The 11,632-nt window shown below is 70.8% G+C and carries 12 protein-coding genes; 8 read left to right on the top strand and 4 right to left on the bottom strand.

Annotation, left to right across the window (positions count from 1 at the left end):
- Positions 1–424 precede the first annotated feature (424 nt).
- Together ACFWI9_RS29790 and ACFWI9_RS29785 are read left to right on the top strand one after the other, a co-directional pair.
- The gene (locus ACFWI9_RS29790) at positions 425–1,258 is read left to right on the top strand and encodes an N-acetylmuramoyl-L-alanine amidase (protein ID WP_387166991.1); all 834 of its coding nucleotides are present in this window, start codon (positions 425–427) and stop codon (positions 1,256–1,258) included.
- 146 nt (positions 1,259–1,404) lie between these two features.
- Positions 1,405–1,533 carry a hypothetical protein gene (locus ACFWI9_RS29785; RefSeq protein ID WP_387166989.1) on the top strand — a complete coding sequence of 43 codons (129 nt, stop codon included), beginning with the start codon at positions 1,405–1,407 and terminating at the stop codon, positions 1,531–1,533.
- Between the two features lie 151 nt (positions 1,534–1,684).
- Here the strand turns inward: ACFWI9_RS29785 and ACFWI9_RS29780 are convergent, their stop codons facing one another.
- The 3 genes from ACFWI9_RS29780 to ACFWI9_RS29770 all read right to left on the bottom strand — a co-directional run bounded on the left by ACFWI9_RS29780 (position 1,685) and on the right by ACFWI9_RS29770 (position 3,781).
- Entirely contained in the window at positions 1,685–1,906 is a 222-nt protein-coding gene (locus ACFWI9_RS29780) for a hypothetical protein (RefSeq protein WP_387166986.1), read from the bottom strand.
- A gap of 315 nt (positions 1,907–2,221) precedes the next feature.
- The gene (locus ACFWI9_RS29775; protein ID WP_387166984.1) at positions 2,222–3,094 is read right to left on the bottom strand and encodes an undecaprenyl-diphosphate phosphatase; all 873 of its coding nucleotides are present in this window, start codon (positions 3,092–3,094) and stop codon (positions 2,222–2,224) included.
- A gap of 225 nt (positions 3,095–3,319) precedes the next feature.
- Positions 3,320–3,781: a winged helix-turn-helix transcriptional regulator gene (locus ACFWI9_RS29770; protein WP_387166981.1), complete on the bottom strand. Its 462-nt coding sequence runs from the start codon at positions 3,779–3,781 to the stop codon at positions 3,320–3,322.
- A 135-nt stretch (positions 3,782–3,916) separates the two neighbouring features.
- Here ACFWI9_RS29770 and ACFWI9_RS29765 point away from each other — a divergent pair, with 135 nt between their 5' ends.
- On the top strand, positions 3,917–5,086 hold the full coding sequence (locus ACFWI9_RS29765; protein ID WP_387166978.1) for a thiolase family protein: 1,170 nt from the start codon (positions 3,917–3,919) through the stop codon (positions 5,084–5,086).
- A gap of 42 nt (positions 5,087–5,128) precedes the next feature.
- Here the strand turns inward: ACFWI9_RS29765 and ACFWI9_RS29760 are convergent, their stop codons facing one another.
- A complete protein-coding gene (locus ACFWI9_RS29760) occupies positions 5,129–5,833 on the bottom strand; it encodes a TVP38/TMEM64 family protein (protein WP_387166975.1) in 705 nt (234 codons plus the stop codon).
- 49 nt (positions 5,834–5,882) lie between these two features.
- Between ACFWI9_RS29760 and ACFWI9_RS29755 the strand changes: the two genes are divergently transcribed.
- The 5 genes from ACFWI9_RS29755 (at position 5,883) to ACFWI9_RS29735 (ending at position 11,445) form a co-directional block, all read left to right on the top strand.
- Complete coding sequence (locus ACFWI9_RS29755; protein ID WP_387166972.1) at positions 5,883–6,584, top strand: DNA alkylation repair protein; 702 nt, start codon at positions 5,883–5,885, stop codon at positions 6,582–6,584.
- Positions 6,585–7,373: 789 nt separating this feature from the next.
- Complete coding sequence (gene tuf / locus ACFWI9_RS29750) at positions 7,374–8,576, top strand: elongation factor Tu (protein WP_387166969.1); 1,203 nt, start codon at positions 7,374–7,376, stop codon at positions 8,574–8,576.
- Positions 8,577–8,656: 80 nt separating this feature from the next.
- Complete coding sequence (locus tag ACFWI9_RS29745) at positions 8,657–9,697, top strand: patatin-like phospholipase family protein (protein ID WP_387166997.1); 1,041 nt, start codon at positions 8,657–8,659, stop codon at positions 9,695–9,697.
- Positions 9,698–9,745: 48 nt separating this feature from the next.
- Positions 9,746–10,591: a spermidine synthase gene (locus ACFWI9_RS29740; RefSeq protein ID WP_387166967.1), complete on the top strand. Its 846-nt coding sequence runs from the start codon at positions 9,746–9,748 to the stop codon at positions 10,589–10,591.
- Between the two features lie 416 nt (positions 10,592–11,007).
- Positions 11,008–11,445: a DUF4442 domain-containing protein gene (locus tag ACFWI9_RS29735; RefSeq protein WP_387166994.1), complete on the top strand. Its 438-nt coding sequence runs from the start codon at positions 11,008–11,010 to the stop codon at positions 11,443–11,445.
- Positions 11,446–11,632 lie beyond the last annotated feature (187 nt).

Here is an 11,632-nt window from a genome sequence, read left to right as displayed (position 1 = left end):
CCTCATGGCCCACCTTCGACGCCGCTACCCGTGACGGAGCGTCACCGGCGCACGGTGGCACACCCCCGCTTCACGAAAATCTTGCCAGGGCCGTGTACGTGCTCAGCCACGTACGAATGAACGTGCCCAGTTCCTGACATGGTGAGGGTCGCTGCTGGGCAGCCTGCTGCTGGCCTGTTCGGAGTGGCCGTGGTCGGTTCACCGTGGTCTTGGACCGGCAGCAGGCTGCCGGCCTTCGGCGCGCGGTGATTCTCCACGGAGGCGGTTGCCGCACGCAGGAGTTCGGGGCTGTCCCGGAACCTACTACGGCGCACCGCCCTCGAGAGCGCACACGCACGGGGCGGTCGCGGCCCTCGACGGCACAGGTGGCTTCGTCCCTGTCGATGCCCCCAGAGAACGTTCCGAGCCGGAAGGAGGCACCCTGATGGCTTGGTGCCCATTCGCGCAGAAGTTGGAGCTCCAGCCAGAGAGCGACCAACAGCCCGCCATCCGTCCAACACAGTTCATCCTGCACAGCGTCGCGGCGCCGTGGACAGCCCAACGGATCTACGAATACTGGCAGTCCACCAATCTTGAGTCCCATTTCGGGCTGGGCTACGAGGGCGACCTCGGCCAGTACATCGGCACCGAGACCCGCGCCGACGCCAACTACGGCGCCAACTTGCGGCCGGACGGCACCGGTGCCGTGTCGATCGAGACCGCGAGCAACCTGCAGCACACCGACCCGTGGACCGCCGCCCAGGTCGAAGTGCTGATCAGGCTGGGGGTATGGCTGCACCAGCGGCATGACATCCCCCTTCGCGTCTGCCGCACAGACAGCGATCCCGGCTACGGCTACCACCGACTGCATGCCGCCTGGTCGTCCGGAGGCACAGCCTGCCCTGGAGACGCCCGCGTCAAGCAGTTCCGGGAGGTCGTGTTCCCAGGGATCGTCGCCCGCGCCACCAGCACTCCGCCCCCCGAGGAGGCAGACATGACCCCCGATGAGTCCCGCATGCTCCGCGCGATCCACGACCAGCGGCGTGTCGCGCCGTGGACCTACAAGGGCACCGACGAGCCCCTCGACACCTACGCCTACCTGCGCGGCACCAGCGCTGACGTGAAGGCCCTCGCGTCGAAGGTCGCCCAACTGCAGTTCCCACAGCTCACTGACGCCCAGATCGCCGCGATCGCCGACAAGGTCGCCGCATCCCCGACCCTCGCCGAGAAGATCGCCGAGCTCGTCGCCGACAAGCTCGCCGCGCGTCTCGCCGACTGACCAGCAGAGAGAGACACACCGACACGAACGGCGTCACCCACATCACCAAGACCGCCGCAACCTACGGCAAGGACCTCGCCGTACGAGTCGTCTGGACATTCCTCATCGCCGCATGCGGCGTCGCCCTCGCGGCCGGCCCCGGCGACATGTTCAGCGCCTCATTCTGGGAGACCGTCGGCGCCGCAGGCATAGCCGCCGTCGGCTCCCTCCTCAAGGGCCTCTTCGCCCGCGTCGTCGGTGACAAGAACAGCGCCTCCACCGCCTCAGGCGTCTAGTGCTGTGGCCGGGAAGGTTCCGGGTCGCCGGTGCTGGTCAAACCCGGGTCCGTAGCCTGGCCGGATGCCCGATGACATCCTCGCCCTGTGGCCCCTCGCGCCCGCCTCCGAGACTGACTGGCTTGCTGGGCTTGCCCAGGACGGAACGGCACTACTCCGGGTGGAGGACGCGCCGCTTCAGTTCTTGGTCTACCTCGTCGCGGTTCTGGCCGGTCTGCTCGGCCCACGCGGTGATAGCGGCCTGCACCTTCTCTGCGGCGTCGAGCCAAGGCCGCCAGGCCTCTGCGGAGTGCCCACCAGCGATCGCCTGCTCCTGCGCGGCAACAGCCTCGCGCTGTAGCTGGATGAGCTCGTCACTCAGTTCTATCGCCACGCTGCGAGTCTATGCCGCGAACTCCTGCTCCCCGCTGGCCGGCTCCGCCTGTTCGCCGCGGCTCACTCGGCGAGGAGCCGGTGGAAGCGCTCCCGGTCCAGCGGCACGTTCGCACCGGCCGGCCACAGGCGCCGGATTTCCGCATTCACCTCAGCCGTAGACCGCCCCGCCCTGGCTCCATTGCTCGCGTGGGGGAGTGGGAGACGACTGGGAGATGATCATGGGGATCTGGCTCGATCGAGCTCTAAAAAGCTCTGGAAAAATCCACTCGCCGCGTGCCTCCTTCTAGCTGAACGCAGCCCTTTGTGGAGGCTGTCAGCCGCCGGACTCACCGGCGTGGGGGCTCAGGACACCTGCTCCCACCAGCACGAACAGCAGGATCCCGAGGATGATCCGGTAGATCACGAACGGCATGAAGCTCTTGGTGGTGATGAACTTCATGAACCACGCGATCACGGCGTAGCCCACCGCGAAGGCGACGATCGTCGCGAAGATCGTCGGCCCCCAGGAGACATGGCCCTCGCCCGCGTCCTTCAGCTCGAAGAGGCCGGACGCCAGTACAGCGGGGATGGCGAGCAGGAACGAGTAGCGCGCCGCGGCCTCACGCGTGTAGCCCATCAGCAGACCTCCGCTGATGGTCGCCCCGGAGCGGGAGACTCCGGGGATCAGGGCCATCGCCTGGCAGAGGCCGTAGATCAGACCGTCCTTGACGGACAGTTCCTGGAGGGTCTTGCGGTGCCGGGGGGCGCGGTGCTTGCCGCCCTCCTCGTCCCGGGCGGCGAGACGGTCGGCGATACCGAGCACGATGCCCATGACGATCAGTGTGGTCGCGATCAGGCGGAGGTCACGGAACGGGCCCTCGATCTGGTCCTTGAGGGTGATGCCGAGTACCCCGATCGGGATCGAGCCGATGATGACAAGCCAGCCCATCTGCGCGTCGTGGTCACTGCGCATGGCCTTGTCCGTCAGCGAGCGGAACCACGCGGACACGATTCGTGCGATGTCCTTGCGGAAGTAGATCAGCACGGCCGTCTCGGTGCCGATCTGCGTGATCGCGGTGAAGGCCGCACCAGGGTCATGCCACCCGGCGAACGCCGCCGTCAGGCGAAGGTGCGCGCTGGAGGAGATGGGCAGGAACTCCGTCAGCCCCTGGACGAGCCCGAGGATGAATGATTCGAACCACGACATGAAAGCTAAGCCGTCCAAGTGCTGTCAGGGGCGGAACGTACGGGGTGGTGCGGGCCGCGATCATGCGTCCTCGCGTGGCAGCGTAGCGCCCAGCGGATTCGGCCGAACGGGCGGGCTCCCGCCGGGTGATCCGCGGCACAGGGAGAAATCGGGCGCGAGGGGCGGTCGCCGCCGTCTGCCCGAGGCCTGCTCGGGTCGCCGCCCGGGCGCCGGTCGGGCGCTTCGTCAGGCGTTGTCGCCGACCGGCCCTGAGACCGTCCAGCCCGGTGCTTCGACCTGTGCGCTCAGGCTGTCCGGCGTTGCCGCACCGCCGCAGCCGGCGCACACCACTGCGGGCCTGAGCTCCTCGCCGCACTCGTGTACGAGCACGGTCGGCGGGTGCTCCGAGAGATGTCTGTCGCCCCAGGCCATCAGGGTGAGCAGAACGGACTGGAGCTCGAGCCCGGCGTCCGTGGGCACGTATTCATAGCGCCGGGGCCGCTCGCTGTACGGGACCTTCTCCAGCACCCCTGCCTCCACGAGCCGGCGCAGCCGCGCGGTCAGGACGTCGCGGGGCGCTCCTGTGTTGCGGGCGATCCGGTCGAAGCGGCGAACGCCGAGGAAGACCTCGCGCAGCACGAGCAGCGCGTACTTCTCACCCACGACGGCGAGGGTGGCGGCGATGGAGCAGGGGCGCGGGGTCGTCATGGGGACAGCTTAGGAAGGGATGGGTTGGAAATTCCAACTCACGGGTCTACTGTTGGGTAGCGAGAGGGTTCGGATTCCAAACCGAAGGGGTCCGCAGCCATCCCGTAGCGCCGTACCCAGAGCGAGGAGGCCCCCATGCGTGATGCCGTCATCGTCGAAGCAGTCAGGACCCCGGTCGGCAAAGGCAAGCCGAACGGCGCGCTCGCCGGGATCCATCCGGTGGAACTGCTCTCCCACGCCCTTCGTACGCTCGTGGAGCGCGGCGGAATCGACCCGGGACTGATCGACGACGTGATCGGCGGCACCGTCGACCAGGTGGGCGAGCAGGCGATGAACACCACTCGGTACGCCTGGCTCGGTGCCGGTCTCCCCGAGTCGGTCCCCGCCACCACGGTGGACCGCCAGTGCGGATCGTCCCAGCAGGCCGTCCACTTCGCCGCGCAGGGTGTGATGGCAGGTGCGTACGACGCCGTCGTGGCCTGCGGGGTCGAGTCCATGAGCCGCGTGCCGATGTGGTCCAACGTGCCCCCGGGCGCCGACCCCTTCGGCCCCGGAGTGTCCGAGCGCTACGCCGAAGGGCTGGTGCCGCAGGGGATCAGCGCGGAACTGATCGCGGCCAAGTGGTCGATTGGACGCGAGGCGATGGACGCATACGCCGTGTCATCGCATCAGCGCGCAGCCCAGGCCTGGGCAGACGGCCTCTTCGACGCCGAGGTGGCCCCGATCGGCGGGTTGACCATGGACGAGAGCGTACGACCCGGCACGACGCCCGAAGTGCTCGCCGGGCTGCGGCCCTCGTTCGAGAACCCCGCCTTCGCCGAGCGCTTCCCGCAGATCGAGTGGTCCGTCACTGCCGGCAACAGCAGCCCGGTCAACGACGGGGCGTCCGCCGTGCTCATCACCTCAGCCGAGCTGGCCGAGCGCCTCGGCCTGCGTCCGCTCGCGCGGCTGCACAGCTTCGCCGTCACGGGCTCCGATCCGCTGCTGATGCTCACCGGAGTGCTCCCGGCCACCGAGAAGGTCCTGAAGCGGGCCGGGCTGCGCCTCGATGACATCGACCTCTTCGAGGTGAACGAGGCGTTCGCGAGCGTTGTACTCGCCTGGCTCCAGGAGACCGGGGCCGACCCCGCGAAGCTCAACGTCAACGGCGGGGCCCTCGCGATCGGTCACCCGCTCGGCGCCAGCGGTACCCGCCTGATGACGACCCTGGTCCACGCGATGCGCGCCCGAGGAGCCCGCTACGGCCTCCAGACCATGTGCGAGGCCGGCGGGCTCGCCAACGCGACGATCCTCGAAGCCCTGTAGACCCGGTCCGGCCCGGGGCGGAGCAGACCTCCGCCCCGGCCTTCAGGACTTGCCGAGCCGGTGGCGCTTGCGCCACGCCACGGCCGCCCCGGCCAGCGCCGACACCACGATGAAGCCCGAGGCCGCGAGGAAGACCGGCGAGTCGGGAGAGGCCGCGGTGCTGCCCGCGATCACATACGCGGCGGTGTTCGGCAGCGTGCCGAGGGCCGTGGCGAGCAGGAAGGGGACGTAAGCCGTCCGGGAGACGGCGGCGCAGTAGTTGACGGCGGCGAAGGGAAAGCCAGGAAACAACCGCAGTGCCAGTACGGTGCGGAACCCGTGGCGGCTGAGCTGGCCGTCCGCGGCCGTCAGCCAGCGCCCGCGCACCATCGGGCGCAGGGCCCCCTGCCCGAGCAGCCGCCCCAGGGTGAACGAGATACCGGCCCCGATGACCGTGCCCGCTATCGCCGCCGCCAGCCCTGCCGGGGCGCCGAAAAGCGCCCCCGAGGCCAGATTCAGCAGTGGACGCGGCACCAGGGCGGCCGTGCACAGTCCGTAGCAGAAACCGAAGAGGACCACCGCCGCGCCGCCGCTGAGCTGCGGCGGCCAGCCAGTGGCCAGCAGCCGCTGCGGCTCGTAGACCAGCACGGCACAGACCGCGGACAGCAGCAGCAGAGCCAGGAGCGCCAGACGCGCCCAAGGCGACAGAAGTGCCCGGCCACAGCGCAGAGCGAGGCCGTCATGCGGTCCGGATACGGGGTCGAGCATCCGGGGAGACTATCCGACGAATCCGTCCGATCGCCGTAATCTGTGCCGCATGACGCACCCGGCCACACCCGACAGCCCCCTCGCGGACACCGTGCTGGACCGGCTCACCAACGTCTACGGAGCCGCGGCCGATCCCGTGCGGGCAGCCGAGGCCGCCGCGTACATGAAGCATGTCGCCCCGTTCCTCGGGCTGCGCACTCCGGAGCGGCGCGCGCTGTCCCGTTCCGTACTGAAGGGCACGGCACGCCCTGACGAGGCCGACTGCACCGCGGTCGCGCTGCGCTGCTGGGAACTGCCCGAGCGCGAGTACCACTACTTCGCCGTGGACTACCTGCGCCGCTGGGTCGGGCGGTGCTCATCGCACTTCCTGCCTGTCGTGCGGCATCTCCTGGTGACTGTCCCGTGGTGGGACACCGTCGACACCCTCGCGGCACATGTCGTCGGCCCCCTTGCCGCCGCCGACCCCGCACTCGTGTCCGTGATGGACGAGTGGATCGAGGACGACAACCTCTGGATCGCCCGCACCGCACTGCTGCACCAACTGCGCTACAAGGGGGCTACGGACACCGAGCGCCTCTTCCGCTACTGCCTGCGCCAGTCGGACCACACCGACTTCTTCATCCGCAAGGCGATCGGCTGGAGTCTGCGCGAGTACGCCAAGACCGACCCGGACGCGGTACGCGACTTCGTGGACGGTGCCCGGGACCGGCTCGCTCCGCTCTCCGTGCGGGAAGCGCTCAAGAACATCTGACGCCGGACCGTGCCGGAGGTCCGGGTGTCCTGTTACGACTCACCGCGCCGAGGCTGCGAACGGAGCCACGAACAGGACCGCGGTGTCTGACCCGTCAACGAGTGCCGTGCCTGGTAAGGCCGCCGGACTCCTCACCGTCCCCGTCGCGACCGTCGAGTGCGGTGACGGATACCGACTCGTCAACTCGGCATGCGATCGGACGATTCCCCCTCGCGAGCGCCACTCCCGGGCCTCGCCGCCGCAGCAGCGCACGAACCGTGCCGCTCGCTGAGGGGGAGCCGGCGACCGGAAGGGCTCCCGGAGGCGGTCGAGGCAACGCGCCCTGCCCGAAAACCAGTCGACGTGGACCCGTCGTCCACCGATCATGGAGGCATGTTCCGGTACGCCTTCACCCCAGCGCCGTCCGCAGTCGCGGGCGCGCCGAAGGCTGCCGCCTTCCTGGCCGCTGTCGCGGTCGATGGCCCCCCCCCCCCCGGGGGCCGGGGCGCGGGGGGGGGCGTATCGCCCCGCGGGAGCCCCCCCCCCCCCGGGGGGGCCCCCCCGGGGGGCCGGCGGGGGGGGGGGGGGGGGGGGGGGCGCGCCCCCCCCCCCCGCGGCCCGGGGGGCGGGGGGCGCGCAATCCCCCCCGCCAGCCCCCGCCGCCCGGTTGCCGGCCCCACGAAGCTGACCCTCTCCGGATCGTCCGGCGGACCCCGCAGGGGGAGGGTCGGTCCGTCCAAGGGGTCCCCCTCCGCAGGCAGTCCACGCGGAGCACCACGCGAAGAGTTCCGGGAAGGAACCGCGACAGCCATGCCCAAGACGGCATTCGTGCGCACCAAGCCACACCTCAACATCGGCACCATGGGCCACGTCGACCACGGCAAGACCACTCTCACCGCGGCCATCACCAAAGTGCTCAGCGAGCGCGGCGGCGACGGAACCAGCACCGCCGGAACCGTCGGCGCCACGGCGTACGTTCCCTTCGACCGGATCGACCGCGCCCCGGAGGAGGCCGCCCGCGGCATCACCATCAACATCGCGCATGTCGAGTACGAGACCGACACCCGGCACTACGCCCACGTCGACATGCCCGGACACGCCGACTACGTCAAGAACATGGTCACCGGCGCCGCGCAACTCGACGGAGCCATCCTGGTGGTCTCCGCGCTCGACGGGATCATGCCGCAGACCGCCGAGCACGTCCTGCTCGCCCGTCAGGTCGGGGTCGACCACATCGTGGTCGCCCTCAACAAGGCGGACGCCGCAGACCCCGAGCTCGCCGAGCTGGTCGAGCTCGAGGTCCGCGAGCTGCTCACCGCACACGGGTACGGCGGCGACTCGGTGCCGGTCGTCAGGGTCTCCGGGTTGCGGGCCCTGGAGGGGGACCCGCGCTGGACGGCGGCCATCGAGGCGCTGCTGGACGCGGTCGACACCTATGTGCCCATGCCGGAGCGTTACACGGACGCGCCGTTCCTGCTGCCGGTGGAGAACGTCCTCACCATCACCGGCCGGGGAACGGTTGTCACGGGAGCCATCGAGCGCGGCACCGTACGGGTCGGCGACCAGGTGCAGGTGCTCGGAGCGGAGGTCAGCACCGTGGTCACCGGCCTGGAGACCTTCGGCAAGACCATGGAGTCGGCGGAGGCGGGTGACAATGTCGCCCTGCTGCTGCGCGGGGTGCCGCGCGACGCCGTGCGCCGCGGGCATGTCGTCGCTGAGCCCGGAAGCGTCGTCCCCTGCCGCCGCTTCACGGCGCGGGTGTATGTGCTGTCCACTCGCGAGGGCGGGCGCAGGACCCCGGTCGGCACCGGGTACCGGCCGCAGTTCTACATCCGTACGGCGGATGTCGTCGGGGACGTCGACCTCGGTGAGGCCGCGGTCGCACGCCCCGGTGACACGGTCGCGATGACCGTGGAGCTCGGACGTGACATGCCGCTGGAGCCCGGCCTCGGCTTCGCGATCCGTGAAGGGGGGCGCACGGTCGGCGCGGGGACGGTGACCGCGTTGCTCTGACCGGTCAGACACACGAAGGGTCCGCCACCCGCCACACGCGGGGGGCGGACCCGGCCGCCAGGCGCCACACTGCTGCCATGGTGGCGGACAGGGACGACGCAGCGGAGCAGGCACCGGCAGCGCAGCAGGTGCCCGGACCCGAGCAGGCATCGAACGAGCACCGCACGGCTCTCGTACTGGGCGGCGGCGGACTCGCCGGTATCGGCTGGGAGATCGGCATTCTCAGCGGACTCGCCCGGGAGGGTGTCGATCCGACCGACGCGGATCTGATCGTCGGCACATCCGCGGGCTCGGTCGTCGGCGCCCAACTCGGCTCCGAACGGCTCACCCTGCCCGAGTTGTACGCCCGCCAGCTCGCCGACCCCGACGGAGAGGTGCCCGCGGGCATGGGGGCCGCCGTCCTGGCCCGCTACCTCTGGGGTGTGCTGTGGTCGCGTGACCCCGAGGCCTACGGCGCCCGGATGGGGCGGCTCGCGCTCTCCGCCCGTACCGAACCGGAAGAGGTGCGCCGAGCGGTGTTCCACGAACGGCTCCTCACTCATGAGTGGCCGCGTGCCCGGCGTCTGGTCGTCACCGCGGTAGACGCCGTCAGCGGTGAGTTCCGCGCGTTCGATCGCGAGAGCGGAGTGGAGCTGATCGACGCGGTCGGCGCGAGCTGCGCGGTGCCGGGCGTGTGGCCACCTGTCACCATCGGTGGACGGCGATTCATCGACGGCGGAGTCCGTTCCTCCACCAACGCCGATCTGGCGCTCGGATACGGAACCGTCGTGATCGTCGCCCCTATCGGGGTCGGCGGTGGCCCGGTGCTGTCCGCCCGCACCCTGGCCGCCCGGCTTGCCGCCTCGGGCGCCCGGGTCAGCCTCATCACCCCGGACCGCGCCGCCCGCAGGGCGTTCGGCCGCAACGTCCTCGACCCTGCCCGCCGCGCACCGGCAGCACGCGCCGGGCTTGCGCAGGCCAAGGCGCATGTGGACGCGGTAGGGGCGATCTGGCCGTCCTGCGCGAAGACCACGCACGACGGACTCTCCGGAGCCGAGACCTCCGGCGGCGCCAAGCCGCCCAGCGCCGGTCCCTCCAGTGCCGAGCCGCCCGGCAGCACGCGGTCGCGCACCAGGCCCTGAGCCCGGCGCGGTCGCCCGAACGCAGTAGTCAGGGCGCACAATGAGCGGGTGAATGAGGCTCTCCCCGTCATCCGACCCGTGGACCAAGGCATCGCCAAGCTCATGCCCGATGTCGACCGCGAACGGGCCTGGCTGCTTACCGTGGACGGGGCGCCCCAGTCCTACGTCGACCTGGACGACCCGACGCACATCGAGTTCGAGTACGCCCGGCGTCTTGCCCATGCCGTGGACAGCGCGGCGGAAGAGGGCGCGCCGCTCGATGTGCTGCACCTCGGCGGTGGGGCGATGACCCTGCCCCGCTATCTCGCTGCCACCAGGCCTGGGTCCCGCCAGGTCGTGGTCGAGGCGGACCGGGGACTGCTCGCGCTCGTGGCCGAACACCTGCCGCTGCCCGGGAACGCGGGCATCACGGCGCACGCCGCCGACGGCCGCCGGTTTCTGGAGCGGGCACCGGCCGGCAGTGCGGATGTCCTGATCGCCGATGTGTTCGGCGGCTCACGGGTACCCGCCCACCTCACCTCACGCGAATACGCGAGCGCCGCGCGGCGCGTACTGCGCCCAGCCGGCCTCTACGCCGCCAATCTCGCCGACGGCGCGCCCTTCGCCTTCCTCCGCGCCCAACTGGCGAACTTCGCCCTGGAATTCGACGAACTGGCGCTCATCGCCGAGCCTGCGGTGCTGCGTGGCCGTAGGTTCGGCAACGCCGTTCTGCTCGCCTCGCACCGCCCGCTCGACCTCGCCGCGCTCGCCCGCCGCGCAGCGTCCGACGCCTTCCCCGCCCGGGTCCAGCACGGGCCGGCGCTGCGTCGGTTCATCGGGGACGCCCAGCCGGTGCGCGACGAGGACGCCGTCGCCTCACCCGAGCCGCCCGACGGAGCCTTCGGTATCGGCTGAAGGAGCGGCGGGCGCCGACGCCACCGGTGGGACCAGGGGCGCCGGCGGCGCGGGTTTCGACCTGGTGTCCGGCGATTTGGCTCGTACGCCTGGTGTGCCGTACATCGAGCACCGGCACCAGCGCCGTGACCATGGGCTCGGCCGGCGCCACCGACGCCGTGGTTCCGGTCGGCGTGGGCGGGGGGACGTACGGCGCCGGGAGGCGGGTGCGAGAGGTGCCACTCGGGGACCATCGCCCCCTGCGGCCGTCCCTGCCGCGTAAATGGCGCAAGCCCCCACGAGGCGTTCCGCGACCGGAATCCGCTGGATCGCCGTGATTCCGCCTTAGCGTGTTCATCCCGCCCCGTGTGTGCCCTGAGAGGGATGGCCAAGTTGTCTACTGGTCGGTAACATCCGTCTCCATGAGCAACGAGCAGATGTCCGCCGGTGAGATTCTCCTGGCTACGGTTCCCATGGCCGCGACCCTCAACCTGGAGTTCCTGGAGAGCTCCGCCGAGCGCGCCGTCGTCCGGATGCCGGACCAGGCCGCCTACCACAACCACGTGGGCGGGCCGCACGCCGGAGCGATGTTCACCCTCGCGGAGTCCGCGAGCGGCGCCGTCGTGATCGCCGCCTTCGGCGAGCTTCTCAACCGTGCCGTGCCGCTCGCCGTCAGCGCGGAAATCCACTACAAGAAGCTGGCCATGGGTGTCGTCACGGCGACCGCCACGCTGGGCCGCCCGGCCGCCGAGGTCATCGCCGAACTGGACGCGGGCAAGCGGCCCGAGTTCCCCGTCGAGATCGCGATCACCCGTGAGGACGGTGCCGTCACGGGCGAGATGACCGTCCTGTGGACGCTGCGCCCCCAAAGCTGATCCACCCCGCGACCGAGAGCCGCAGCGCCGGCCGCGTCGTCCCCGCGCCGGACCGCGGGGTGGTGGCGTCCGCCGCCTGTGTGCCCGGCCGGAGGCACCGCCAGCCGGAGCCACGGAGCCACGGGGCCGCTCGGAGCCGGACAAACGGTGACCAGGTAGGCTGCCCGGCGTGCGCCAAGAGGTGCAC

This window comes from Streptomyces sp. NPDC127084, assembly GCF_042724175.1.
In the GTDB taxonomy this organism is placed as follows: Bacteria; Actinomycetota; Actinomycetes; order Streptomycetales; family Streptomycetaceae; genus Streptomyces.
The sequence above is the reverse complement of the archived record's forward strand: the minus strand, read 5'-3'. Positions and strand labels throughout refer to the sequence as shown.

Excerpts from the sequence above, each read along its gene's own strand:
- ACFWI9_RS29785 (WP_387166989.1), top strand. The coding sequence starts at position 1,405 with ATGTTCAGCGCCTCATTCTGGGAGACCGTCGGCGCCGCAGGCATAGCC.
- ACFWI9_RS29775 (WP_387166984.1), bottom strand. The coding sequence starts at position 3,094 with ATGTCGTGGTTCGAATCATTCATCCTCGGGCTCGTCCAGGGGCTGACG.
- ACFWI9_RS29765 (WP_387166978.1), top strand. The coding sequence starts at position 3,917 with ATGCGTGATGCCGTCATCGTCGAAGCAGTCAGGACCCCGGTCGGCAAA.
- ACFWI9_RS29755 (WP_387166972.1), top strand. The coding sequence starts at position 5,883 with ATGACGCACCCGGCCACACCCGACAGCCCCCTCGCGGACACCGTGCTG.
- tuf (WP_387166969.1), top strand. The coding sequence starts at position 7,374 with ATGCCCAAGACGGCATTCGTGCGCACCAAGCCACACCTCAACATCGGC.
- ACFWI9_RS29735 (WP_387166994.1), top strand. The coding sequence starts at position 11,008 with ATGTCCGCCGGTGAGATTCTCCTGGCTACGGTTCCCATGGCCGCGACC.
- ACFWI9_RS29770 (WP_387166981.1), bottom strand. The coding sequence starts at position 3,781 with ATGACGACCCCGCGCCCCTGCTCCATCGCCGCCACCCTCGCCGTCGTG.
- ACFWI9_RS29760 (WP_387166975.1), bottom strand. The coding sequence starts at position 5,833 with ATGCTCGACCCCGTATCCGGACCGCATGACGGCCTCGCTCTGCGCTGT.
- ACFWI9_RS29790 (WP_387166991.1), top strand. The coding sequence starts at position 425 with ATGGCTTGGTGCCCATTCGCGCAGAAGTTGGAGCTCCAGCCAGAGAGC.